The following is a 24,734-nucleotide window of genomic DNA, read 5'->3' on the forward strand; positions in this document are numbered from 1 at the left end:
TCTCTGATATATTTTCCCGTCGATGGCACCTGAGCAGGAGACGACGATGAGCGACGAGACCCGGAGCCCGCTGGCGCCGGAGCCGATCCACGTGCCCGACGACGTGCTCGCCGACCTGCGGCGGCGCCTGGAGCTGACCCGCTGGCCGGACGACGCGGGCAACGACGACTGGCGCTACGGCGTCAACCGCGACTACCTGCGGGAGCTCGTCGACTACTGGCACACCGGCTACGACTGGCGCAAGGCCGAGGCCGCGATCAACGCCTACGAGCACTACCGCGTCGAGGTCGACGGCGTCCCCGTGCACTTCATGCGCAAGCCCGGCGTGGGCCCGAGCCCGACGCCGCTGATCCTCACCCACGGCTGGCCATGGACGTTCTGGCACTGGTCCAAGGTCATCGACCCGCTGGCCGACCCCGGCGCGCACGGCGGCGACCCGGCCGAGGCCTTCGACGTCATCGTCCCCTCGTTCCCCGGCTTCGGCTTCTCCACGCCGCTGCCGGACCACCCGGACATGAACTTCTGGAAGGTCGCCGACCTCTGGCACATCCTCATGACCCAGGTCCTCGGCCACGAGAGGTACGCCGCCGCCGGCTGCGACGTCGGAGCCATGGTCACGGGGCAGCTCGGGCACAAGTACGCCGCCGAGCTGCACGGCATCCACATCGGCTCCGGGCAGAAGCTCACGCTGTTCAACGGCGACCGGGCCTGGGACCTCAGCGGCGGGCAGCCCATCCCCGACGGCCTGCCCGCCGACGTCCACGCCCGGATCGTCGCCCTGGACAGGCGCTTCGCCGTCCATCTCGCCGCCCACGTCCTGGCCCCGAGCACGCTCGCCTACGGCCTGACCGACTCGCCCGCCGGAATGCTCGCCTGGATCCTGGAGCGCTGGGCCAGTTGGAGCGACCACGGCGGCGACCTGGAGTCGGTCTTCACCAAGGACGACCTGCTCACCCACGCCATGATCTTCTGGGTGAGCAATTCGATCGGCACCTCGATCCGCACGTACGCCAACAACAACCGCTACCCCTGGACCCCCTCCCACGACCGACAGCCGCCCGTCGAGGCCCCCACCGGCATCACCTTCGTCGGCTACGAGAACCCGCCCGGCGTCACCACCGACCAGCGCGTGCGGCACTTCGCCGGCAGCGACCGCGGCGCCTGGTACAACCACGTCAACCTGACCGTGCACGACCACGGCGGCCACTTCATCCCGTGGGAGATCCCCGGGGAGTGGGTCGACGACCTGCGGCGCACGTTCCGCGACCGCCGGTAGGTCACCGGCTCTCGCGCAGCCGCAGCTCCACGTGCGCGTGGCGGAACGGGACGGGCACGCCGTACGCCGCCGCCAGGTCCGCGTCCTCGGCGCGGACGAAGTCCAGCACCAGGCTGTCCTTGACGCCGAACACCGCGTCCGAGTCGAGGTAAGGCGACTCGGAGACGAACACGTGCGTGGTGAGCGGCGCGTGGCCGTCGGCGCCGGCGATGAAGTGGATGTGCGCGGGCCGGTAGGGGTGACGGCCCGCCGCCGCCAGGAGCTCCCCGACCGGCCCGTCGTCGGGGATCGGGTACGGAGCCGGAAGGATCGTGCGGAACGCGAACCGTCCCTGGTCGTCGCAGGTGAACAGGCCGCGCAGGTGCCCGGTGGGGACGTCGTCCCGCTGGACGTCGTAGAAGCCCTTCTCGTCGGCCTGCCAGACGTCCACGACCGCGCCCGGGATGGGGTCGCCGCCGGCCGCGAGCACCTGCCCGGTGACGAGCGTCGGCTCGCCGCCGGGCACCAGGGAGATCGGATCCCCGAGCCGCCGCGGCGGGGACTCGACCATGTGGAACGGCCCCAGGACGGTGGAGTCCGTGGCCCCGGCGGGCGCCCGGTTGGCCATGGTGTCGACGAGCATCGACAGGCCGAGCACGTCGGACAGCAGGACGAACTCCTGGCGGGTGTCGTCGCAGGTCTGCCCGGTCCTGGTGAGGAAGCCGACGGCCGCGTCGAGCTCGGCCTGGGTGAGCTCGACGTCCTTGGCGAAGGCGTGCAGGTGGCGGACAAGGCTGGTGAGGACCTGCCGCAGCCGGGCGTCACGGGCACCGGCGAACGACGCCGCGACGACGTCCTCGGAACGCTCTTCGGAGAACCGAACGGGAGTCTGTGACATCGTGATCACGTCCTGGCGGCAGTGGGGGCGTTGTCCCCCAGCATGACCATGGCCGGCGGGGCGCCGCTACCCGCGGAGGTCCGCCGGGGTCCAGCCGGCGGTGCCCGCCACGATCCGGACGGCCGCGCGGGCCAGCGGCTCCAGCCCCGCCACGTCGATCTTGTCGATCGTGTCGGCCGAGTCGAACAGGTACATCGGCGCCGACAGGAAGTGCACCAGCGGCACCCCCTCGGGGTGGAAGAACGCGCCGTCCGTCGGCGGCATCGGCGAGAACACGTCCGGGGGCAGGACGAACGACCGCCGCAGGTCCTCCGCCTCCAGCGTCGCGGCGACGAGTTTCTCCAGCCGGGGGGCTCGTGTCGTGAACCACCATCTGACCTCGGGCTCGGCGGTCGGCACGAGCGTGCCGTCCACCGCCTCGCAGCGGAGCGCGGCGTGCTCCAGGTGCAGTTCGAGCACGACGCCGGCCAGCTCCGGCCGGTGGCGGTCGATGAAGGCGCGGGTGCCGGCCGCGTGGGCCATGTGCCCGGAGGTGAGCAGGAACGTCAGGTTGTGCGGGCGCTCCTCGGCCGGGACGCGGGCCCAGTGGCGGGCGGTGGCCAGGACGAGGGCCAGGCCGGAGGCGTCCTCCACGGCCGAGGCCCACGGGGCGTCGTGGTGCGAGGCGACGATGACCGTGTGGGGTGAGCTGCCCGGGAGGGTGGCGACCACGTTGTGGGTGATCACGGTGTCGGTGGCGGACTCGGCGATCAGCTCCCCCTCGCACGGGAGGCGGGCCAGGAGCCGGCGGGCGTCCGTCCCGGACAGCCACAGCGCGGGGATGGGCCGCTCGACCGCGTCGTACGGCACGTAGTAGTCGCGGGTCTCCCAGGGGAGGCCGGTCAGCGCGCCGATGAAGCCCGCGGCCCCGGCGGCCAGGGCGGGCTCGACGACCTCCATCATCCGCGGGCCGAACGGGATCGTCTGGACGAGGGTGTCGAAGACGCCCTCGGGGTCGTACGCCGAGGTGGCGAGCGTCTTGACGTACGACTGCGGCAGCTCGCTGAAGGTCACCTCGTCCACGACGATGTCGCCCGGCCGGGCGTCGGCGAGCCGCGCGATCCGGCCCCGCAGGCCGCCGGTCGGCGCGGTGTGGGGCAGCGGCATGCCGGTCCACGAGGTGCCGTCGTCGAGGCGCAGCAGCCCGGTGCCCGGCTGCCAGCGCGGCACCTCGACCGGCTCGAGCGTGACCTCCAGGCCGAACTCCGCCAGGCGCTCGGCCAGCCAGCGCTCGGTCCACGCGTCCGCCGGGTAGCCGGGGCGGCGGACGCCCTGCCCCACGACGGTCTCGATCCAGCCCAGCATCTCCGCCGCGGAGGGCACGTGCTCCATGGCCACGATCCAACCATTGACACGACCCACTTGTGAAGCGAGAGTTTCGGTCATCCGTACAAATTATGGAGGCTGTATGAAGTTCGTCGTGGCCGCCGTCGCGCTCGTACTCGGGCTCCTGGCCAGGCCCGCCCAGGCCGCGGACACCATCGAGGCGCACTACAAGGTCGCGGGCCCGTGGACGGTCGCGACCGCCGACGCGACCGGATACAAGCTCTACTATCCGGCCGACCTCGGGGCGGGCGGCTTCAAGCACCCGATCATCACCTGGGGCAACGGGACCAACGCGGTGCCCACGCAGTATCCGGGGCTGCTCAACCAGCTGGCCTCCTGGGGGTTCGCCGTGGTCGCCTCCACCGACACCACGACGGGCACCGGGTCCGAGATGATCGCCGCGGCCCAGTACCTGATCGACCGGAACACCGACAGCTCCAGCGTCTTCTACGGCAAGCTCGACGTGACCAAGGTCGGCGCGGTCGGTCACTCCCAGGGCGCGGGCGGTTCGGTGAACACCGCCACCAAGTCCGGCGGGCTCATCGACACCGTCGTCCCCATCGCGCTGCCCGCCCCGATCTGGGTGAGCGCGGGCGACGCGTTCCACGTGGACCAGCTGACCTGCCCCGTGCTGTTCGTCAGCGGGTCCAGCGACACGATCATCTCCCCCAACTCGGCGCTGCAGACGTACTACGACCAGGTCCCGGGCGCGGCGGCCAAGGCGCTGCTCAAGGGAGCCGGCCACAACACGATCCAGGGCACGGGCGGCGGCTTCCTCGGCTACGTGACGGCGTGGCTGATGTACCAGCTCCAGGGCGACACGTACGCGCGCGGCGCCTTCGCGGGCACCTCGCCCGAGATCAACACCAACGCCAACTGGCAGAACCAGGTCGAGAAGAACCTGCCTTGAGGAAAACGGATGGCCGCACGGCGCTCGGCGCGCGACCATGCCTCCCATGGACGTCATCGCCGAAGCGGTCGAGTTGATCAGGAACGCCACCTGTCCGGGCGACTACGACCAGGCGTGGGAGCTCGTGGGCAAGGCCACGCAGGATCGGGAGACCGCGGCGGGGCGGGGTTTCGCTCTGGTGCGGTCGCCCGATCCGGCCGAGCGCAGGATCGGCTGCGACCTGCTGGGCAGCGTGGCGCAGGTCGAGGAGTCCCTGCGGGAGCCGGTGCTGCTCGCGGCCCTGGAGCTGGTCGCGACCGAGACCGAAGACGCCGTGCACGCCTCGATCGCGCGGACGCTGGGCTGCACGGGCGACGAACGGGCCGTGCCCGAGCTGCTGCGCCTGGCCGAGCACCCCGACGAGGACGTGCGCTTCTACGTCGCGTGGTCGCTGCCGCTGGGCCGCGCGGACGACGACGCGGTGATCGAGGCGCTGATCCGGCTGACCACCGACCCCGAGGACGAGGTACGGGACTGGGCGACGTTCGCCCTGGGGACCCAGTGCCAGGCGGACAGCCGGGCGATCCGGGAGGCGCTGTGGGCCCGGGTCGGCGATCAGGACACCGAGGCGCGTGAGGAGGCGATCGCCGGGCTGGCCCGCCGTCGTGATCGCCGCGTCGTGCCGCATGCCGCCCGCCTGCTGGACAACGGCGGGTTCAGCCCCAACACGCTGACGGCGATCGCCTGCCTCGGGGATCCGGTGCTGGTGCCGTACCTGGAGGACTTCGAGGAGGACCAGGGCGTCACCGATGCGCTGGGCGAGTGCGATCCGGCGCGGCGCGCGGCGCGCGACGCCTTCGCCGCCGGTCTGGCCGAGGCCCTGCACGCCCGCCTGCCCGAGCTCGACTTCGGCGTGTACGGCGAGCTCTGCGAGCCCGGGCTCACCCTGGCGGCATCCGGCTACAGCTGGTCGGTCGAGCGGCTGCGCGACCGGGTGAGCGGAGACCCGGTGCGCGCCGCCGACCTCGTCGCCGCCGAACTCTCACCAAGCGAGTCCCCGAGCGACGCCGCCTGAGCCCGCGACTCGCCTGACGGCCCGCCCGCAGCACGAAGGCGGCGCCGGGTTGGCGATCAGCGCGGCCGTAGCGCGAAGGCGGCGCGCGGGTTGGCGATCAGCGCGGACTTGGCCGCCTCGCCGAGCCCTTCCGCCTCCAGCCGCGGCACGAACCGCTCCAGCAGGTACGTCAGCCCCGGCCCGCCGCCCAGCCCCGGCCAGTACGACCGCCGCGCCAGGTCCATCCCGAACAACAGCCGATCCTCCAGCCCGCGCCCGGCCAGCTCGGCGACGAGCGCGACGACCTCGCTGTCGGGCCCGTACTTGATCCGCCCGGGGCGGTCGAAGGCCAGGTACGCCCCCCTCTCCGCCAATGACGTGAGATATCCGGCGTCGGGATTGTGGTCGATGTGCCCGAGCACCACCCGATCGGCCTCCACGCCGTGCGAGGACAGCGCGTCCAGCAGCTCGTGCCCCATCGTGCCCTTGTCGCAGTGGGTGACGACCGGCACGCCGGTGCGCAGGGCGGCCGCGGCCACCGCGCCGATCAGCCGCTCCACCCCGCGCCCGAACGCGTGGTACGAGGTCGCGATCTTGATGGCCCCCGCCCGCGCCGGCGACCGCCGCACCAGCGGCCCGACCAGCCCGTATTCGTCCATGCCGAGCTCGATCTCGGCCACCAGCAGCTCGGCGATCTCGTCGGTCGAGTAGTGGTGCAGCCAGTGGGCGTCGCTGTAGTAGGTGCTCTTGTGGAAGCCGGTCACCGCGATCACGTGCAGCCCGGTCCGCTCGGCCAGCGCCTTCATCAGCGACGGGCTGCGGCCGAACCCGAGCGGCGTCATCTCGACCACCGCGGACAGCCCGAGCCGCCGGGCCGCCGTCACCTCCGCGACGGCCGCGTCCAGGGAGTCGAGCCGGTAGTCGGGCTCGTTGCGGACGGGCCAGTCACCGGTCATGAAAAAGTGCTCATGCGCATAGGTGAGGCCGATCTCCTCGACGTCCCCCAGCACCGTACGAACCGTCACAGGAGCGCTCCTTCCTCACGAAGCCGGGCGCGCAGCAGGTCCACGTCCACCGCCGCGGGCTCCACCCCGGCCTGTACGGCCAGCGCCGCCGCCGTCCCGGCCGCCTGCCCCATCGCCATGCACTGCCCCATCGACCGGGCCGAGGCGTGCGCGTCGTGCGTGGCCGACAGGCATCGCCCCGCGACGATCAGCCCGTCGACCTCGACCGGCAGCAGGCACCGGTACGGGATCCCGTAGGTGCCGTAGTCGTGCACGTACTCCCACCGGGTGGCCGCCCCGGCGGCGTGGTCCTCGATGGGGGCGCCGCACCGGGCGATCGTGTCCGGAAAATCCCTCCCGGCCAACACATCATCAGAAGTCAGGACATATCGTCCGACGAGGCGCCGCGACTCCCGCACCCCGATCCGTACGGACGTGCTCAGCAGCACCGCCGACTCGTACCCGGGCACCTTGGCCCGCAGGAAACGGACGTACTCCCGCACCTGCGCACGTCCCTCGCGTTCGGCGCGCGACAGCTCGAACGGGTCGGTCGGGTCGAGCCCGATCACTCTGGTCAGGTTGGTGTGCACGATCCCGTCGTTGACGGTCCTGTGCACGGAGCCCTCGCGCCTGGGCAGGTCGGCGTCGGCCATCAGCGCGTGCAGCTCGGCCGTGCTGGTGGCCGACAGGTCCACCCCGCCCATCCGGAACGTGGCCGTCATCGGCTGCGAGCGCATGCTCGGCCGTTCCAGCGTGGCCCCGGCCCGCCAGGCCACCTCGCCGTCGCCCGTCGCGTCCACGACCACCCGGGCCTTGACCAGAAACCGGCCGGCCACGGTCTCCACCTCGACCCCGGTCCCCGGCACGTACGCGCACACCCGCGCGTGCAGCAGCACGCCCGCGCCGGAGGTGAGCTCGTCCCAGACGAGCTTGAGCTCCTCCGGCTCGTACGTGACGCCGGTGCCGGCCCCGTACGTGTTGGGTCGCTCGAAGGCGGCTCCAGCGGAGAAGAGCCGTTCGCACACCTCCCAGCCGATCCCGCCGACGACCCGCCGCGAGACCGGGCCGGGGGCGTAGAAGCCGTAGAACGTGTCGAGCACGGCGACGCCGGTGCCGCCGAGGAAGCCGGCCGGCTCCACCAGCAGGCACGACGCGCCGGCGCGGACCGCCGCCACGGCCGCCGCGCACCCGGCGCTGCCGCCGCCGGCGACGACCACATCGCCTTCCCACAGGACGTTCACCGCAGATGCCACCCTCCGTCGACGGGAATGACCGCGCCCGTGGTCCGCCCCGACGAGGGCGAGAGCAGCCACAGCACGGCCTGCGCGACCTCCTCCGGCCCGCAGGGGCTCGCGCCGAGGGGCATGAGCGCGGGCATCCTGGCCTGGACGGCGGCGGACGTGCGGGCGCGGACGCTCATCGGCGTGGCCACCAGGCCGGCCGAGACCAGGTTGACCCGCACCCCGCGCGGCGCGGCCTCGCGGGCGGCGGTCCTGATCAGCGGGATCAGCGCGCCCTTGGCCGAGGCGTAGGCCACGGTGCGGAAGTCGTCGTCGATCGACGTGCCGAGCGCCGAGCCGATCACCACGATCGACCCGCCCTCGGGCAGCGCGGGGATCGCCGCGCGCAGCAGCCGGAACACCGACTCGTGGTTGACCCGGTGCACCTCGTGCCAGGCCTCGTCGGTGCACTCGGTCACGCCGCCGTCGCCGAGCCTGCGGCCGGACATGCCGACCGCGTGCACGACTCCGGCCAGCCGCCCGTGCCGGGCCGTGGCCTGGGCCAGCGCCTTCTCGACCCCGCCGGGCTCGGTGATGTCGACGCCGTCGGCGAGGTCCACGCCGTACGCGCTCGTGCCGGACGCCTCGACCGCCTCCACGCAGGCGCGGCCGATGCCGCCGTCCGAGCCCGCCACCAGGACGGCGCTCATGGCTTCCTGAGCACGGCGGCGGCGCGGCGGGCGTGTTCGAGGTAGGCGGCCTCGAAGAGCTCCTCGGAGCGGGGTCCCCCGACGAGCTTGGCGCTGGAGATGACCGGCGGCGTCCAGCCGCCCGCGACCAGCAGCTCGGCCGTGCGCACCTTGATCTCGTTGACCACGGAGACGGCCGCCAGCGTGCTGCCGGGGCCGACCGGCTCGGCCAGCCCTTCGACGTGGCACAGCGCGTCGCCGACCGGGGTGCGCAGGTCGACCACCACGTCGGCGTGGTCGGCCAGCCGGGTGCCGCTGGGGTGTCCGGGCTCGACGGCCATGGTCTCGTTCATCGAGGTCACGGCCACGACGGACAGGCCCGCCTTGCGCAGGCCCATCGCCATCTCGATGGGCACGGCGTTCAGCCCGCTGACGCTGAAGACGATGGCCGCGTCGCTCGGCCGCAGCTCGAAGTTGCCCAGGATGGCCTCGGCCAGCCCTTCGACGCGTTCGATGAACATGGCCTGGCGCATCCCGTTCGAGCCGGCCACCTGGGTGTAGAAGGTCGTGGACAGGTCGACGATGGGGTGGAAGCCGGGGTAGGAGCCGTAGCGGGGGAACATCTCCTCCACGCCCATCCGCGAATGTCCGGTTCCGAACGTGTGCACCACTCCTCCGCCGAGGATCGCCTCAGAGGCGATGCGAGCGGCTTCGGCGAGGGCGTCCTCCTGTGTCCGTTCGATCTCGCCGAGCAGCTCCATGGCGCGGCTTATCCACTTCATCCAGATCTCCTCCCATAGAGTGCGGCGCCGATGGCCCCCGCCATCGGGCCGAGTACGGCGGGCAGCACCGTGACGTCTCCGATCAGCGGTCGTCTGCGCGCGAGTTCGTGGTGCAGGGTGGATCGCATGAGGTCGAGCGCGCCGGAGACGCCGCCGCCGACGACCACCGAGCCGACGCCGAAGAACGCGGCCGCGTCGCCCAGCGCCACGCCGAGCGCCCATCCGGCCTGCTCGAACACCTGGGCCGCGCGCTCGTCCCCGGCCCTGGCGGCCTCGGCGACCTCCGCCGCGGTGGCCGTCGCCGTCCCCGGGCGGAAGGCCCGCACGATGCCCGGCCCGCCGGCGAACGTCTCCACGCAGCCCCGGTTGCCGCAGCAGCAGACCGGCCCCCAGGGGGAGACGGTCAGGTGGCCGATCTCGCCGAGGTTGTCGCGCGGCCCGACGAGGACGGTCCCGCGCAACGCCACGGCCCCGCCCACGCCGGTGCCGAGCACGGCGAACAGCACGTCGGCCAGCCCGCGGGCGGCGCCCAGCGCCAGCTCGGCGCGGGCGAACGCGCGGGCGTCGTTGACGACGGAGACGGGGACCCCGGTCAGCGCGCGCAGCCGGTCCCCCACGGGGTAGCCGTCCCAGTCACCCGGCGGATTCGGGACGAACAGGGCGGTCCCGGTGTCGCGGTCCACGTGGCCGGGGAGCCCGATCCCGATGGACCCGGCGTGCGGGGCCAGCGAGGCCGCGAGCTTCACCGTCTCGTCGGGGCCGGGCGGCGTGGGGACGGTGCCCGAGCCGGAGACCGCGTCGCCTTCCAGCGTCACCCATTTGATGTACGTGCCGCCGACATCGATCCCGAGCGCGGTCACGGCCCGACCTCCAGCGCCCGGGAGGCGAAGCGGGCCCCGCCGCGCGGCCGCCGGAAGGGTTCGACGCCGAGCAGCCGCAGGTAGGCCAGCAGCGGCTGGGAGTGGCTGTGCAGGTTGGCGACCGGGTACGCCTGCATGGCGACGCCGACCTCGGCCAGGTCCCAGGTGCGCCCGGGGCGGCCGGTCTCGGGGGCCAGGTAGGCGTCGGGGCCCGACAGCGTGCCCTCCCAGACGTCCGGGTAGGCGGCCGTGTGCGCGGCCAGCGTCATCCGCCGCCACCAGTCCCAGGCCAGGTCGGGGAGGTGTTCGGCGGCGGCCCAGACGAGCGTCATGTTGATCGCGTACCAGATCGTGCCGACCCCGCCGGGGCCGTACGCGTCGGCGGCGGGCCAGCGCAGCCGGGCGCCCAAAGGGGAATCGGCGGCTGAAGTGCGCTCGATCGTGCGCAGCAGCTCCACGGCCCGCTCAGGCGGGGCGGCGCCGCACAAAATGGCCCAGGGCTGCACCTCCAGCCACAGATCGTCGTCGCCGACGACCGCTCCCGGGCCGTACGCGCGGCGGTACCAGCGCCCGTTCCACTCCCCCGCGACCAGGTCGCGCAGCTCCTCGCCGAGCTTGCGGGCCTCGGCGGCGGTCGCGTGGTCGCCGAGCCGCTCGGCCAGCGTCGCGTAGCGCGGCAGGACCCAGGCGGCCATGGCGGAGTTGAGGACGGACTCGCCCTGGGCGATCATCACCTCGCGCGGCACGCCGCTCTCGGTGATGGCCATGTCGTTCCAGTCGGCGTTGAGGATGCGGACGTGCCCGTGCTCACCCCGTCCGACCACCTCGGCGAAGAACCTGAACTGCCTGCGCAGGTTCTCCAGCAGCGGCACGCCAGGGGTCTCGTGGACCGGGTGGTACGGCACGTCCGCGCGGAAGGCGGCCTCGTCGCCCGTCGCGCTGAGGTACTCGGCGGCCAGCCACAGGGCCCACAGGTTCTGGTCCGACGGGCGGAACAGGTCGGTCCAGGGCCGCTTGTCCGGTCCGAGCGCATACGGCAGGTCGCCGTCGGGTCCGCCCCACGCGCACGTGTTGCGCAGCACGGACAGCGCCAGGTCGGGCTCGATGTAGACGAGCGGGAGCGCGTGCTGGAGCGGGTCGCGGGCGGCGCCGTTGAAGCCGTGCCGGAAGGAGTAGCAGGATCCCTGGTCGAGGGTATGGCCGCCGAGCACGCCGTCGGCGCAGGCCGCGCCGGTGAGCAGGGCTGCGTGCCAAGGGATCTCCCGCTCGGCCTCGGGCGCCCGCGCGGCGGACGCGCGCGGCAGCCGGGCGCGCAGGGCCTCCAGGCTCTCCTCGAACGTCGCGGTCCCGGACGAGAGGCCGAGCAGGCCGTAACGGAGGTCCAGCACCCGCTCCTCGCCCGCCGCCAGCTCCAGCGGGAGCACGAGCCGCCCGGTCCGCGTCCTGGCGCCGCCGACCAGCTCCAGTTCGAGCCCGGGGTCGTCGGCGTCGGCGGCGCCGGTGATGAGCTCGACCCGGGCCGGCCTGGCCGCCCACTCCTCGGTCGCCTCCAGCCGTACCGGCGCGTCGAGCAGGTTGCGCACCCGCAGCCGGATCAGCACCCACGGCTGCTCGCCCTCCGGGCAGAGGACCGTGCGTTCCAGCGCCACCCGCTCGTCGGCCACCCGGACGACGGCGAAGGTCGGCCCGAAGATCCGCTCAGATCCCGAAATATCGGTGGAAAGCTCGCCGATGCGGGTCACGCCGGTCCCCCGGGTGAGCCACAGCAGGCCGGTGTGCTCGTCGAACAGGTCGCTCAGCCCGTAGTTGTCCGACACCAGCGTGATCCGCCGGTTGCCCACGTGCGCGAAGTGCCGCCGCGTGGGCGGGTCCAGCACGGGGTCCCACTCGGCGCGCGGGTCCCGCTCCTGGTCCAGCGTGTACGCGAACGCGGGCAGCCCGTACGCCGTCGTCCACTCCCCGTACGAGCTCATTTGCGCACCCCTCCCAGGGTCAGCCCGGCGACGTAGTAGCGCTGCAGCAGGAACATCAGCGCCAGCGGCGGCACCGCCGTGATCAGCGCGGCGGTGCTGACCAGGCCGATGCTGAAGTCGTACTCGGTCTGGAGCTGCGACAGCCCCACCGGCAGCGGCCACAGCCCCGGGTTGTTGGCCACGATGAGCGGCCAGAGCAGGTTGTCCCACTGCGCGAGGAACTGCAGCAGGAAGAGCGTCAGCAGCGCGGGCCGCAGCAGGGGCACGCCGATGCGGGCGAAGATGCGCAGCTCGCTCGCCCCGTCCACCCGCGCGGACAGCAGCAGCTCGCGCGGCAGCGCCAGGGCGAACTGGCGGACCAGGAACACCCCGAAGGCGCTCATCATGAACGGCACGATCATGCCCTGGAAGGTGTCGATCCAGCCCAGCGCCTTGACGATGAGGTACATCGGCACGAGCACCACGATCGGCGACAGCGACAGCGTCCCCACGATCACCGCGAACAGCGCGCGGCTGCCGGGGAAACGGAGCTGCGCGAGCGCGTACCCGGCGGCGGCGGACAGGATCACCTCGAGCACCGCGATGCCGAGCGAGAGGATCAGGCTGTTGCGCAGGTAGAGCGGGAAGCCGCCCTGGCCGAACAGCTGCGCCACGTGCGCGCCCAGCTGGGAGACGTCGAACGACAGCCCGCCGAGATCGCTCGCGTCCGAAGCCGAGGAGACCGCGAACATCGCGTACACCGGCAGCAACATGACGGCCACGACCAGCGTCAAGACGGTCCCGCGTAAGACCTTCACCCGTCATCGCCTCCCCGCAGCACGCGGAACTGCGCGATCGACAGCGCCAGCATGGCCGCGAGCAGGACCATCGCGATGGCCGACGCGTAGCCCATGCGCTCGAACGTGAAGCCGGTCGCCCACATGTAGAGCGGCAGCACCTCGGTCGCGCCCGCCGGGCCGCCCTTGGTCAGCAGGAAGGCCGGCACGAACGACTGCATCGCCCCGACCACCGCGATGACCAGCACGAACAGCAGCGTGCGGCGCATCAGCGGCAGCGTGATGCGGAAGAAGATCCGCACCGGCCCCGCCCCGTCGAGCCCGGCGGCCTCGAAGACGCTCAGCGGCAGCCCCTGGAGGCCCGCCGTCAGGATGATCACGAACAGGCCGAGGTGCTTCCACGTCGTCATGATCACCAGGGCCCAGAGCGCCAGGCCCTCGTCGGTCAGCCACGGCTTCGGCTCCGCGCCGGCCAGCCCGATCAGCGCGTTGGCCAGGCCGTCCTCGGCGAAGATCACCGACCAGGTCAGCGAGGTGGCCACCAGCGGCATCGCGGCCGGGATCATGATCAGCCCGCGCAGGAAGGCGTTGTAGCGGCCCGGCTTGCTCAGCGGCACGGCGATCGCCAGGGCGAGCACGATCGACGGAACCACGGAGCCGGCGGTGTAGACGGCGGTGACCCTGGCCGAGTTCCAGAAGCCGGGGTCCTCCAGCATCCTGCGGTAGTTGTCCAGGCCCGTCCACTCGGGGGCGCCGGCGAGGTCATAGCTGGTGAAGCTGAGGTAGACCGCCGACACGAACGGCACGACCCAGAAGACCAGGAAGTACAGGGCGGCGGGGAGGGACAGCAGGGCGCCGGTGCGCGCCTCCGCCCAGCGCTGCCCCTGGCCCGAGACCCGCGCGACGCGAGGTGCGAGCCCCAGCGACAGCGTCATAGGGCGATCCGCATCGCCTGGTCGAAGTCGGCCGCGGCCTGCTCGGGCGTCTTCTTGCCGAACGCCACCGCGTCGCCGGCGTCGGTGAGCGCCTTGGCCATCTCGTTCCAGACGGGCGTCTGCGGGCCGAAGTCGGCGTGCGGGGCGGAGGCGGCCATGATGTCGATGGCCTTCTGGTCGGCCCCGGGCAGCTTCTCCCAGCCCTTGACCGGGGTGAGCAGGCTGGCGTCCTTGAGCTGCTTGGCGGCGACGTCCTCGCGCTGGAGGTAGTCGATGAAGTGCCAGGCGGTGTACTGGAGCTTGGACTTCTGGGCGACCGCCCAGCCCCAGGTGTAGGCGGGGGCGACCGGCCGGCCCGACTCCCAGCGCGGCATCGGCGCGATGTCGAAGCCCTTGCCGAAGGTCAGCTTGGGGTTCAGCGTCGGGAACAGGTCCATCGCGAACAGCCCGGACACCAGCATGGCCGCCTCACCGGTGGCGAACAGCCCGAAGCCGGACAGCGGGTTCGACAGCTTGGGGTTGCCCAGACTGCCGTAGTAGCGCAGGGCCTCGACCCCGGCGTCCGAGGCGAGCGTGGCCTTGGTGGCGTCGGGGCTGAGTATCGTGCCGCCCTTGCCCTTGACCAGGGCGAGCAGCTGCATCAGCGTCCACTGCGGGCTGCCCAGGATCCACTGCAGGCCCACCTTCTTGCCGTCGGCCGAGGTCAGCCGCTTGCTGTACTCGGCGACCTCCTCCCAGGTGGTGGGCGGCTTGTCCGGGTCGAGCCCGGCTTCGGCGAACCTGTCCTTGCGGTAGTAGAGGTAGCAGATCGTGTAGTCGATGGGGACGCCGTACAGCTTGCCCTCGTACGACAGCGAGCCGATCGCGTGCTCGTCGTACGCCTGGACCAGCGCCTTCTCGTCGGCCACGCCCATGGCCTTGGGGATGATCGGGGCGAGGCGGCCCTTGCGGGCGTGGCCCGGGATCGTCCAGCCGCCGATCTTGACCAGGTCGGGCGGGACGTCGCCGGCGAACGCGGTCAGCAGCTTGGCGTCGAGCTTGTCGACCGGCACGTACAAGGGGGTGATGTCGACGCCGCCGAACTCCTGCATGTAGCTGCGCAGCAGCGGGTTGAAGACCTTGTCGTACGCCTTGGTCTGGTGCAGCCAGACGGAGAGTTTTCCGCGCGGCACCCCGTCGGCGGGGACCGTGGCGGGCGGTTCGGAGCCGCAGGCGGCGAGCAGGCCGGACGCCGTCGCGAGGGTGGCGGTTCTGAGCAGGGCACGGCGGGTCAACCTGGTCATGCTCGACCTCCCGGTATGGGGGTTTTACTGGCCCATGAGTGCGTTGTTGGGGTCGTTGAGCTCCACGGAGAACACGGTGAGATCGCCGCGGGCGTGGCGGATGGTGTATTCGAGGGCGATCCCGCTCTCGGTGCACGTGCTGCGGGCGGTGGCCAGCAGGGCCGCGGCCATGGGCACGCGCAGCAGTTCGGCGAGCCGGTAGTCGGCGTTGACCGCGCCGATCGTCTCCCGGCCGCTCGCGGGGGTGAGGCCGTACTTGGTGCGCAGCAGGTCGTAGAGGGAGCCGGTGAGGTCCTCGTCGAGGATGCCGGGGACCAGCTCGACGGGCAGGTGGGCGCTCTCCAGCATGCAGGGCACGCCGTCGAGCAGGCGCAGCCGCTCGACGAAGACGATCTCCTGGTCCTCCCGCACGCCGAGCGCGGCGGCGGCGTCGGACCCGGCCTGCTGGAGGTGGGCCTTGAGCAGCCGCGTCGCGGGCTTGCGGCCCAGCCGCGCCATCGTCTCGGTGAACCCGACCGGCCGCGAGCCCAGCTCGGGGGCCACGGCCTGCGGGGCGGTGTAGGTGCCGCTCCCCTGCCTGGCCACCAGCAGCCCTTCCTGGACCAGGTCGCCGATCGCCCGCCGGGCCGTCGCCCTGCTCACGCCCGCGTAGACCATCAGGTCCTTCTCCGCGGGGATCATCGTGTCGGGCTCGCAGTCGCGGATCACCGCCCGCAGGCGCTCGCGCAGCTGGTAGTAGAGCGGCACCGCGGCTGACGGGTCGAGCGCCAGCCTGCGTTCCCAGTCGGTCATGACGTCTCCGCCTCAGTTGTACGGACGACCGTATCTTTTCTGCTCACCGGTCGAGTGTCAACCATGTGATCCCGCAGGACGCGAGCGCACGTGAAATGCGCCGGACGCACACCTCGGGGCCACTACGCTCCTTTAGAAGGGCGTTTCGTGGGGGCGGAGGGATGAGTGACGGTCAACGGGGCGGTAAACCATCAGGTGACAGAGGCGGCAGCCACGGCGGGTGAGGCCGTCGGGCGGGTGCTCGGCACCCAGGCGGCCTCGCCGCTGTCGTTCTGGGTCGGCCTGGAGCCGGGCAAGGTCGTCCAGCTCGACGACGTGGTGGTGACCAGGCGCGAGGTGCCCGGCCACGGTACCGTGCTCGTGGCGGGCGTGGTGACGACCGTGGAGGCCAGGCACGAGGGCGCCGCGTACGACTCCGACGTCTTCCTGATCGCCGACGGCGCGCTGCCGGCCGCCGTGGTCGAGGTGGCGGAGGTGCGGGTGACGCGGGTCGAGCCGGAGGTGTTCGTGCCGCCGCTGCCCGGCTCCAAGGTCTTCCTGGCCGGCTCGGGCGACCGCGACCAGGCCCTCTACTTCGACGTGATGGACCGCCGCATCCCCCTGGGCATGGGCCGCGACGGCCAGCCGCTTTACGTCAACTTCGACTTCCTCGACGGCACCCGCGGCGCCCACGTGTCGATCTCCGGCGTCTCCGGCGTGGCCACCAAGACCTCCTTCGCGACCTTCCTGCTCTACTCGATCTTCAATTCGGGCGTGCTGGAGGGAGAGGCCGCCAACACCAAGGCGCTGATCTTCTCCGTCAAGGGCGAGGACCTGCTCTTCCTCGACCACGACAACGTGCGGCTCGACGAGCGCGCCAGAGGCGTCTACGCCCGGCTGGGGCTGCCCGCCAGGGCGTTCGGCAGCGTCCACGTCTTCGCCCCGCCCCGGCCGAACGACCCCAACGGCGTGCCGCACGTCTCGGCGCGCACGCAGGGGGTGAGCTCCTTCTACTGGACGCTGGTCGAGTTCTGCCAGGAGGAGCTGCTGCGCTTCGTGTTCGCCGACTCCGACGACGAGCGGGCCGGCTACTCCCTGCTGGTCGGCCAGGTCGCCGCCCGGCTGAAGGCGTGGGCCGAGCCGGTCGGCGACGGCGGCGCGATCATGGTGCGGGGCACGTCCTGCCGTACGTTCACCGACCTCGTCGAGCTGCTGTCCGACGAGCTCCAGGACGAGGGCACGCGCGGCGAGTGGACCGGCGCGCAGACGCCGCTCGGCACCGTCAACGCGTTCCTGCGCAGGCTCCGCAGCGCCGTGCGGCCGCTGTCCCCGATCGTCCGGGGCGACCTGCCGTTCTACCGCAACCACTCGGTCCGCACCTCCGACGCGCAGGTGTCGATCGTGGACCTGCACAACCTGCCGGAGCGGGCGCAGCGGTTCGTGGTGGGCGTGGTGCTGCGCGGCGAGTTCCACCGCAAGGAGTCCTCGGGCACGGCCCGGCCGCTGCTGTTCGTGGTGCTCGACGAGCTCAACAAGTACGCCCCGCGCGAGGGCGACTCCCCGATCAAGGAGATCCTGCTGGACGTGGCCGAGCGGGGCCGCTCGCTGGGCGTCATCCTCATCGGCGCCCAGCAGACCGCCTCGGAGGTGGAGCGGCGCATCGTCTCCAACAGCGCCGTACGCGTCGCCGGCCGCCTCGACCCGGCCGAGGCCGCCCGGTCCGAGTACGGCTGGCTGCCCCCGGCCGTCAGGGAGCGCGCCACGATCGCCAAGCCCGGCACCATGTTCGTCGCCCAGCCGGAGATCCCGGTCCCGCTGGCCGTCGCCTTCCCCTTCCCGGCCTGGGCGACCCGGCCGGCCGAGGCCGCGACCGAGCCGGCGAAGGTCTCGGCCGATCCGTTCCAGGGCCTGCCCGGCGTCGAAGACGACATCCCGCCCTTCTGACCACAGGTGGTTTCGTGAAGATCCTGCACACCGCGGACTGGCACGTGGGCAAGGTGCTCAAGGGCCGCCCCCGCTTCGACGAGCACCGGGAGGTCCTGCGCGAGCTGGTCGCCGCCGCCCGCACCCACGACGTCGACGCCGTCATCGTGGCCGGCGACCTGTTCGACACCTCGGCGCCCACGCCCGAGGCCCAGTCGCTGGTGCTCAACGCGCTCATGGCGCTGCGCGGCGACGGCAGGGACGTGATCGTGCTGGCCGGCAACCACGACAACCCGCAGCTGCTGGAGGTCTACCGGCCGGTGCTCGGCAAGCTGGGCCTGCACGTCATCGGCTCGTTCCGGCGCCCGGACGCGGGCGGCACGCTGGCCTTCACGGCGCGCTCGGGCGAGCCGGTGCGGCTGGCGGTGCTGCCGTTCCTGTCGCACCGCTACGTCGTACGCGCCGCCGAGGTCCTCACCGGCACCGCCGCCGACCACAACCGCGACTACGCCGCCCGCATCGGCGAGCTGATCGGCGCGCTCACCGCCGGCTTCCACGCCGACACCGTCAACCTGGTCACCACCCACGGCACCCTGCCCGGCGGGGCGTTCGGCGGCGGCGAGCGGGAGGCGCAGTCGATCTTCTCCTACTACTTCGAGCCGACCGCGTTCCCGACCGCCACCCAGTACGCCGCCCTCGGCCACCTGCACCGCCGCCAGCAGATCCCCGGCCCGTGCCCGATCTGGTACAGCGGCTCGCCGCTGGCCGTCGACTTCGGCGAGGAGGGCAACACCCCGGGCGCGCTGCTGGTCGAGGTCACCCCGGGCAAGCCCGCCGTGGTGCGGGAGCTGGCCTTCGCCTCGGCGCGGCGGCTGCGCACCGTACGCGGCACGCTGGAGCAGCTGGAGGCCATCGAGCCGGGCGACGACTGGCTCAAGGTGATCGTGGAGGAGAAACCCCGGGTGGGCCTCGCCGACGACGTGCGCGGCCTGCTGAACGGCGCCGTGGACGTGGTCCTGGACGAGCGGTTCCGGCCGGTGCCCGCCACGCGCAGGACCGGCTCGGCCGAGCGCAGCCCGCGCGAGCTGTTCCGCGAATACCTGACCGCCACCGGCCGCCACGACGAGCAGGTGGCCACGCTGTTCGACCGGCTCTACGACGAGGTGACCGGCTGATGCGACCCCTCCTGCTGCACCTGGACCACTTCGGCAGCTTCCGCGAGCCGGTGACCGTCGACTTCTCCGACACCGAATACTTCGCGCTCGTGGGCCCGACCGGCGCCGGCAAGAGCACGATCATCGACGCGATCTGCTTCGCCCTCTACGGCACGGTGCCGCGCTGGGGCAGGGAGAACTCCATCGCCCACGCCCTTGCCCCGTCCGTCGCGGCCGGCAAGGTGGCGATGGTGTTCGACAGCAACGGGCGGCGCTTCGGCGTGGCCCGGTCGATGGTGCGCGACGCCAAGGGCGCGGTGCGCACCAAGGAGGCCAGGCTCGACGAGCTCGACCCGGCCTCGCCGCTCGAGCAGGCGTTCGACGCGGTGGTCAAGCCGCTCGCCGAGGGCGAGAACGTCACCCCGGAGGCGCAGCGGGTGACCGGACTGGAATACCGGTTCTTCACCCAGTGCGTGGTGCTGCCGCAGGGGCGCTTCGCGGAGTTCCTGCACGCGGCGCCGCGCGAGCGGCAGGACCTGCTGGTGCAGCTGCTCGACGCCGACGTCTACGAGCGGATCAGGCAGAGCGCCGCCCGCGAGGAGGAGGCCGCCAAGCAGGCCGCCTCCTTCGCCCGCGACCAGCTCACCAAGCTGTCCGGCGCGACCGCGGAGGCCGAGCGGGAGCTGGCGGAGCGGCTGGCGGCGCTGCGGCGGCTGGCCGAGACCATCGGCGCCGACCTGGACCTGCTGCGGGCCCGCGAGGGCGACATCCGCCGCGCCGAGCAGGAGCTGGCCGTCATGGCCGAGCGCCGGTCGATGCTGTCGGCGCTGCGCATGCCCGCCGCCGTGCCCACGCTGGCCTCGGCCCGCCGCGCCGCCGCCGAGGCGGTCGAGGCGCTGACCGGCGAGGTGGCCACGCTGGAGGCCGACGACCACGAGGCGTACGAGGCGCTGGCCGCGCTGGGCGACCGGGGCGCGCCTCGGGCGGCGCTGACCGCGCTGGACGCCCGCGAGCGCCTGGCCGCCGACGCCGCCCGCGCCCGCGCCGAGGCCGCGACGGCCGCCGCGTCGCTGCGGGACCTGGCCGGCGCGCGGGAAGCCGCCGAGGAGGCGCTGGCCGCCGCCGAGACCCAGCGGGAACGGCTGCGCGACGCCCACGCGGCCGCCCACCTGGTCCCGCGGCTGGCCGTGGGCGAGCCGTGCCCGGTCTGCCGGCACCCCGTCTCCGAGCTGCCCCGGCACGAGCCGCCCGCCGACATCCGCGCCGCCGACCGCGTCCTCGCGGGCACCCGCGAACGTGCCGAGCGCGCCAGGGCCGCCCACGCGCGGGCCGAGACCTCGGCGTCGATGCTCACCGCGCAGGCCGAGCGGGCGGAGTCCGAGCTGGCCGCGCTGCCCGCCCCCGGGGACCGGGCCGAGCTCGAAGGCCGGCTGGCCGCGATCGCCAAGGCCGACGAGCTGGCCACCCAGGCACGCAGGGCGCTGCGCGCCGCCCGCGGGAAGCTGGACGAGGCGCGGGCCGGCGCCGAGCGCACCGAGCGGCAGGCCGAGAGCGCCTGGCGGGAGCTGGAGGCGGCCCGCGACCGGCTGCTCGTCTCCGGCCGGCAGGAGGACCCGCCGCCGCTCCTCGACCGGCGCGACCTGCACCAGGCGTGGACCGAGCTGCTCGGCTGGCGGGACCGGGCCGCGCAGGCCGCCCGCGCCGAGCTGGCCGAGCGCGAGGAGCAGCTCGCGCAGGCCCGCGCCCGGCTCACGGCCGACCGCCGCCGGCTGACCGAGCGGCTGGCCGAGCACGGCGTGGTCGCCCCGCGCGACGCCTCGCCCGACCAGCTCGGCGCCGCCGTCGCCGGGACCGTCGCCCGCGCCGACAGCGCCCTCGAGCGCCTCAGGGAGGAGCGTAAGCGCGCCGCCGACCTCGAGCTCCAGGTCTCGGGGAAGGAGCACGAGGCCAAGGTCGCCCACGAGCTCGCCCTGCGCCTGCGGGCCAACGCCTTCGAGCGCTGGCTGTGCGCCGAGGCCCTGGCCGTGCTGGTCGCCTCGGCCTCCGACACGCTGCGCGAGCTGTCCGACGGCCAGTACGAGCTGGCCCTCGGCGACAAGACCGGCGACATCGAGGTCATCGACTACGGCGAGGCCGGATTGCGGCGCAGCGCCCGCACCCTGTCCGGCGGCGAGACCTTCCAGGCCGCCCTCGCGCTGGCCCTGGCGCTGTCCGGCGCCGTCGCCCGGGGCCTGGACTCGATCTTCCTGGACGAGGGGTTCGGCACGCTCGACCCGGCCACGCTCGACACCGTGGCCGGCACCCTCGAACGCCTGGCCGCCGGCCAGGACCGCCTGATCGGCGTCGTCACGCACGTGCCCGCGCTGGCCGATCGCGTGCCGGTGCGCTTCGAGGTCAGGCGCGACGGCAAGGGCTCCCACGTGCGGAAGGCGGCCATCGCTCCATGACGGGATTCACCGTCGACCCGTGGGACCCCGGCTACGCCGCCGCCCTCGCCGTCGAGAACCTCTCCGAGATGGGCGCCACCAGCGCCGAGCTGGTCATCGACATCGAGCGGCCGGCCGCCGACTGGAAGCCCGTCACACCCGGGCCCGACGCCTCCCCTCCCGAAACGCTGCTGGTGGCCGACGGGGTCCGCAGGATCGACGCCCGCGTGTGGGTCGACGATCCCGACGCGCCCATGCCCGTCCCGGGGATCGCGGCGTCGTACGCGGCCGGCATCGTCCGCTGCGGCCCGGACGGCGCCGACCTGGCGGCGATCCAGGTCAACCGGTCGCTGATCTCCGCCTCGCCGCACACGCCCGAGGTCAAGACCACGCACGCCACGTACGAGCCCAGCAAGGCCGCCGACGCGAGCTTCGAGGAGCTGTCCCTGGCGTTGCAGCGGCTGGTCACCCAGCTGGAGGTGGACCTGGCGGTGCGGCACCGCGACCGCGGCGACGACCTGCTGCTGGTGGACGGGCCGCTGCGGGGGCGTACGCACCTGCCGCGCACGATCGGCTACATCAAGACCCATCACACCGCCTACCTGCCGCCGCCGCAGTCCGCGGTGGTCGCCGCGCTCGCGCCGGGCCAGCGCACGCCCGTGTTCCTGATGGGCACGAGCTGGCGGCGGCACGCCTGGTACCTGCGGCTTCCCGTCCAGTCGTCCGCGCCGTGGGCGGGCGTGGCGCGCTGCGAGGCCAGCGCCGAGCTGGACCCGGCCCAGGTCGTACGGCTGGCCGACGCGGTCACCCTCGCCCTGCCGCCGCTGGCCGGCGTGGACTACAAGGACCCGCGCGCGCCGCAGAACCTGGTCCCCATCGGCGGCCTGGAGAAGCTCCTGCGCCACCACCTGGGCGACAGCCGCCTGCTCTACCGCGCGCTGCGCACGGCGGCGGCCGGATAACCGCCCGCTCCGCACGGCGACGGCCGGTCGGCCACGTGCTCCATCGCGGGCCGGCGCGTTCTGGGAACGGGCCCGTCACGAAAGGCTTCGCTAGCCGTCAGGGAGGGAATGTCAGCGGCCCTGACCGGCGGGCGCCTGCCTAGCGTGGGCGCATGGGTGACTGGTGGGCGGCCTTCAAGCGATCGTCGTACTTTCCCGCGTCCGTCCTGGCGCTGATCCTCTCGGCGGGGGCGGGGCTGTTCGCCGGGTCGTACACGTACGCCATGGCCTCCCCGACACCGCACCACATGCCCGTGGCGGTCGTCGGCGTCAGCGCCCAGACCGTACGCGGGAAGGCCTTCGTCGCCGGTCTGGAGCAGTCTTTGGAGTCCTCGCTCGTCCTGCGCTTCCAGCGGACGTACGCCGACGCCGTCAGGGCCATCGAGGAGCAGCGGGCCTTCGCCATATTCGCGGTGCGCGGGAACGACGTCGAGATGGACGTCTCGAGCGCCTCGGGCGCGTCGGTGGCGCTGCTGCTCGTCGAGCAGGCTCCACGCGTCGCCGCCCGGGTGGGGGTGCGCCTCACGATGAGGGACATCAAGCCGCTCCAGCGAGCCGACCCGCGCGGCCTGGCGATCTTCTACATCACGCTCGCCGCCGTGATCATCGGCTTCACCGGGGCGGCCCAGCTCAGCGCCAACGCCGCCCAGCTCAATCCCGGCGAGCGGATCGCCTTCACCGCCGCCTACGCCGGGCTCGGGGCGTTCGCCATCGTGGCGATCGTGGACTGGCTGCTGGGCGCGTTGAAGCTGCCGGTCCTGGAGTCGTGGTTGATCCTGGCGCTGACCATGTTCGCGACGGGGATGGTGTTCACCATGTTCCACACCTTCCTCGGACGCTGGGCGATGCTTCCCACCTGGGGGCTGATGGTGCTGCTGGGCAACCCCTCCTCCGGCGGGGCGGTGTCGTGGCCGCTGCTGCCGTCACCGCTGGGCGTCATCGGCCGCTGGCTGCCGCCGGGGGCGTCGGTCAACGCCCAGCACACCGCCGTCTACTTCCGCGGCCACCAGAGCCTGATGCCGTTCCTGGTGCTGGGGGCGTGGTCGCTGGTGTCCTGCGTCGTCTTCCTGATCTGGCGCAAACGCCATCCCGGGGGCCGCACCGACGCCCCCTCATGAGCCGGTCAGCCGCGTGGGGCGCGGCGGTCTCGGCGGCGTTCGAGCTCTTCCTCGCCGACCAGGGTGAGCATCGGCTCGCCCGAGGCGCACAGCATCACGACGACGAAACGGCTCCACGTGTCGGGGAGGTTGTTGGCAGCCTGGTAGTGGATGACGTCACCGCCCGGCTCCCAGAAGGCCTCGCCGGCGCGGATGACCCGCTCGGGCTCGCCCTCCAGCTCGAAGATCATTTCTCCTTCGAGCATGTAGCCGAAGACCGGGCCGGCGTGGCGGTGCGGCGGGGTGCCTGGGTCCCCCGGTGGCAGCTCGATCAGGGCGGTCATCGAGCAGGCCCCTTCGGGGACCGTGGGGTGCTGCTCCTGAAGGAGGGTCAGGACGGTGTTGGATTGCATGTCCAGGAGGCTATGGGCCATTCGGCCCTATGAGATGGGCCATTTGCGGTCCGACCGATTGGACCAATTCCGAGTGTTCATCTTTCCTTTAGTGATCTTTGTCGTTATTTGCCCCATTCTGCGGGGATCATTGCGGTGTCCGTCGCACCCCCCACGAGGAGGCTTCGTGCACACCCCGCAACGCTCCGGACGTTCCTGGCCGGTGAGGCTCACCGTCGTCCTCACCGCCTTCGTGTCCCTCATCGGCCTGGTCGGCATCACCCCCGCCAACGCGTCGGTCTACAACTCCTGCACCATCTCGCGGTGCTCCGACGCGCGCTCGGCCAGCTCGACCTGGGCCTCCAAGGGCTACCCCACCTCCAGCGGCTGGTACTCCTGGCCGGACGGCCGCTACAACTACACCGGCGGGCGCTTCTACAACCGCGAGGGCCAGCTGCCCAGCGGCGCCACCTACTATGAGTACGACGTGTACTCCCGGGCGCGCGGGGCCGCGCGTGACGCGTACCGGATCGTCGTGAACCGCAGCACCGGCGTGGTGTGGTTCTCGCCCAACCACTACACCGACTTCTACCGCCTGTAGGGACGCACGCCCATGACCTCCGCCGAACGTCCGCTGCCGTCCTGGCTCACGGTGTCCACCGGCCCGGCGCCGGCGGTGGTCGACGGGCGGGCCTGCCGGACCCGCGCCACCTTCTTCGAGGAGGTGGCGCGGGTGTTGCGCCTGCCCGCCTACTTCGGCCGCAACTGGGACGCGCTCACCGACTCGCTGCGCGACACCGGCGCCGTCGCCCTGTTCGTGGCGCACGCCGAGGAACTGCTCGGCGACGAGCCTCCCGAGCAGTTCGCCACGCTGCTGGCGGTCCTCTCCGACGCCGCCGAAGCCGGGCTGACCGTCACCCTGAACACCGAGCCCGCCCATGAGGCCCTGCTCCGGGAGCGGACCGCCGCCGCACTGAGCTGAGCCAG

The 24,734-nt window shown here is 72.7% G+C and carries 23 protein-coding genes; 10 read left to right on the plus strand and 13 right to left on the minus strand.

All coding sequences use genetic code 11. The features are described from left to right. Positions 1–22: 22 nt before the first annotated feature. Positions 23–1,276, plus strand: a complete 1,254-nt coding sequence (locus ACWDRB_RS44525) for an epoxide hydrolase family protein (protein WP_449904644.1) — start codon at positions 23–25, stop codon at positions 1,274–1,276. A gap of 1 nt (position 1,277) precedes the next feature. Here the strand turns inward: ACWDRB_RS44525 and ACWDRB_RS44530 are convergent, their stop codons facing one another. Further along, positions 1,278–2,153, minus strand: coding sequence for a dioxygenase family protein (locus tag ACWDRB_RS44530; protein WP_449904646.1), 876 nt, complete (start codon positions 2,151–2,153; stop codon positions 1,278–1,280). Between the two features lie 66 nt (positions 2,154–2,219). Continuing rightward, on the minus strand, positions 2,220–3,524 hold the full coding sequence (locus ACWDRB_RS44535; protein ID WP_363969351.1) for a M28 family peptidase: 1,305 nt from the start codon (positions 3,522–3,524) through the stop codon (positions 2,220–2,222). Positions 3,525–3,600: 76 nt separating this feature from the next. Between ACWDRB_RS44535 and ACWDRB_RS44540 the strand changes: the two genes are divergently transcribed. Together ACWDRB_RS44540 and ACWDRB_RS44545 are read left to right on the plus strand one after the other, a co-directional pair. Beyond that, positions 3,601–4,428 (plus strand): poly(ethylene terephthalate) hydrolase family protein, encoded by an 828-nt coding sequence (locus ACWDRB_RS44540; protein ID WP_364256190.1) that lies wholly within the window; start codon positions 3,601–3,603, stop codon positions 4,426–4,428. Positions 4,429–4,474: 46 nt separating this feature from the next. Then, positions 4,475–5,482 carry a HEAT repeat domain-containing protein gene (locus ACWDRB_RS44545; RefSeq protein WP_449904649.1) on the plus strand — a complete coding sequence of 336 codons (1,008 nt, stop codon included), beginning with the start codon at positions 4,475–4,477 and terminating at the stop codon, positions 5,480–5,482. A gap of 56 nt (positions 5,483–5,538) precedes the next feature. Here the strand turns inward: ACWDRB_RS44545 and ACWDRB_RS44550 are convergent, their stop codons facing one another. The 10 genes from ACWDRB_RS44550 to ACWDRB_RS44595 are packed head-to-tail and all read right to left on the minus strand — an operon-like array spanning position 5,539 to position 15,775. After that, positions 5,539–6,486, minus strand: a complete 948-nt coding sequence (locus tag ACWDRB_RS44550) for a phosphotriesterase family protein (protein WP_449904651.1) — start codon at positions 6,484–6,486, stop codon at positions 5,539–5,541. After that, positions 6,483–7,706, minus strand: a complete 1,224-nt coding sequence (locus ACWDRB_RS44555; RefSeq protein ID WP_350732222.1) for an FAD-dependent oxidoreductase — start codon at positions 7,704–7,706, stop codon at positions 6,483–6,485. The genes ACWDRB_RS44550 and ACWDRB_RS44555 overlap by 4 nt, the downstream gene beginning before the upstream one ends. Further along, positions 7,703–8,395 carry an SDR family NAD(P)-dependent oxidoreductase gene (locus ACWDRB_RS44560; RefSeq protein ID WP_449904653.1) on the minus strand — a complete coding sequence of 231 codons (693 nt, stop codon included), beginning with the start codon at positions 8,393–8,395 and terminating at the stop codon, positions 7,703–7,705. Before ACWDRB_RS44560 ends, ACWDRB_RS44555 begins: the two co-directional genes overlap by 4 nt. Then, on the minus strand, positions 8,392–9,156 hold the full coding sequence (locus tag ACWDRB_RS44565; protein ID WP_355202383.1) for an SIS domain-containing protein: 765 nt from the start codon (positions 9,154–9,156) through the stop codon (positions 8,392–8,394). Before ACWDRB_RS44565 ends, ACWDRB_RS44560 begins: the two co-directional genes overlap by 4 nt. Beyond that, a complete protein-coding gene (locus ACWDRB_RS44570) occupies positions 9,153–10,016 on the minus strand; it encodes an ROK family protein (protein WP_449904655.1) in 864 nt (287 codons plus the stop codon). The genes ACWDRB_RS44565 and ACWDRB_RS44570 overlap by 4 nt, the downstream gene beginning before the upstream one ends. After that, positions 10,013–11,989 (minus strand): GH36-type glycosyl hydrolase domain-containing protein, encoded by a 1,977-nt coding sequence (locus tag ACWDRB_RS44575; RefSeq protein ID WP_449904657.1) that lies wholly within the window; start codon positions 11,987–11,989, stop codon positions 10,013–10,015. Before ACWDRB_RS44575 ends, ACWDRB_RS44570 begins: the two co-directional genes overlap by 4 nt. Then, the gene (locus tag ACWDRB_RS44580) at positions 11,986–12,786 is read right to left on the minus strand and encodes a carbohydrate ABC transporter permease (RefSeq protein ID WP_350732213.1); all 801 of its coding nucleotides are present in this window, start codon (positions 12,784–12,786) and stop codon (positions 11,986–11,988) included. The genes ACWDRB_RS44575 and ACWDRB_RS44580 overlap by 4 nt, the downstream gene beginning before the upstream one ends. Beyond that, entirely contained in the window at positions 12,783–13,700 is a 918-nt protein-coding gene (locus ACWDRB_RS44585; protein ID WP_449904660.1) for a carbohydrate ABC transporter permease, read from the minus strand. The genes ACWDRB_RS44580 and ACWDRB_RS44585 overlap by 4 nt, the downstream gene beginning before the upstream one ends. Beyond that, complete coding sequence (locus ACWDRB_RS44590; RefSeq protein WP_449904662.1) at positions 13,697–14,983, minus strand: ABC transporter substrate-binding protein; 1,287 nt, start codon at positions 14,981–14,983, stop codon at positions 13,697–13,699. Before ACWDRB_RS44590 ends, ACWDRB_RS44585 begins: the two co-directional genes overlap by 4 nt. A 24-nt stretch (positions 14,984–15,007) precedes the next feature. Continuing rightward, the gene (locus tag ACWDRB_RS44595) at positions 15,008–15,775 is read right to left on the minus strand and encodes a GntR family transcriptional regulator (RefSeq protein WP_350732207.1); all 768 of its coding nucleotides are present in this window, start codon (positions 15,773–15,775) and stop codon (positions 15,008–15,010) included. Positions 15,776–15,970: 195 nt separating this feature from the next. Here ACWDRB_RS44595 and ACWDRB_RS44600 point away from each other — a divergent pair, with 195 nt between their 5' ends. The 5 genes from ACWDRB_RS44600 to ACWDRB_RS44620 all read left to right on the plus strand — a co-directional run bounded on the left by ACWDRB_RS44600 (position 15,971) and on the right by ACWDRB_RS44620 (position 23,376). Then, complete coding sequence (locus ACWDRB_RS44600) at positions 15,971–17,698, plus strand: ATP-binding protein (RefSeq protein ID WP_449904665.1); 1,728 nt, start codon at positions 15,971–15,973, stop codon at positions 17,696–17,698. A 14-nt stretch (positions 17,699–17,712) separates the two neighbouring features. Next, positions 17,713–18,852 (plus strand): exonuclease SbcCD subunit D, encoded by a 1,140-nt coding sequence (locus tag ACWDRB_RS44605; protein ID WP_449904667.1) that lies wholly within the window; start codon positions 17,713–17,715, stop codon positions 18,850–18,852. Then, the gene (locus ACWDRB_RS44610) at positions 18,852–21,278 is read left to right on the plus strand and encodes an AAA family ATPase (protein WP_449904669.1); all 2,427 of its coding nucleotides are present in this window, start codon (positions 18,852–18,854) and stop codon (positions 21,276–21,278) included. Before ACWDRB_RS44605 ends, ACWDRB_RS44610 begins: the two co-directional genes overlap by 1 nt. Then, positions 21,275–22,219, plus strand: coding sequence for a hypothetical protein (locus ACWDRB_RS44615; RefSeq protein ID WP_350732201.1), 945 nt, complete (start codon positions 21,275–21,277; stop codon positions 22,217–22,219). The genes ACWDRB_RS44610 and ACWDRB_RS44615 overlap by 4 nt, the downstream gene beginning before the upstream one ends. A 152-nt stretch (positions 22,220–22,371) precedes the next feature. Beyond that, a complete protein-coding gene (locus tag ACWDRB_RS44620; protein ID WP_449904671.1) occupies positions 22,372–23,376 on the plus strand; it encodes an ABC transporter permease in 1,005 nt (334 codons plus the stop codon). A 5-nt stretch (positions 23,377–23,381) separates the two neighbouring features. On the opposite strand, the gene ACWDRB_RS44625 is transcribed toward ACWDRB_RS44620, so the two are convergent. After that, on the minus strand, positions 23,382–23,768 hold the full coding sequence (locus ACWDRB_RS44625) for a cupin domain-containing protein (protein WP_449904672.1): 387 nt from the start codon (positions 23,766–23,768) through the stop codon (positions 23,382–23,384). Between the two features lie 166 nt (positions 23,769–23,934). Here ACWDRB_RS44625 and ACWDRB_RS44630 point away from each other — a divergent pair, with 166 nt between their 5' ends. Further along, positions 23,935–24,348, plus strand: coding sequence for a ribonuclease domain-containing protein (locus tag ACWDRB_RS44630; protein ID WP_355202410.1), 414 nt, complete (start codon positions 23,935–23,937; stop codon positions 24,346–24,348). Positions 24,349–24,360: 12 nt separating this feature from the next. Then, on the plus strand, positions 24,361–24,729 hold the full coding sequence (locus ACWDRB_RS44635; protein ID WP_449904674.1) for a barstar family protein: 369 nt from the start codon (positions 24,361–24,363) through the stop codon (positions 24,727–24,729). Positions 24,730–24,734: the final 5 nt, after the last annotated feature.

This window comes from Nonomuraea sp. NPDC003707 (assembly GCF_053587055.1).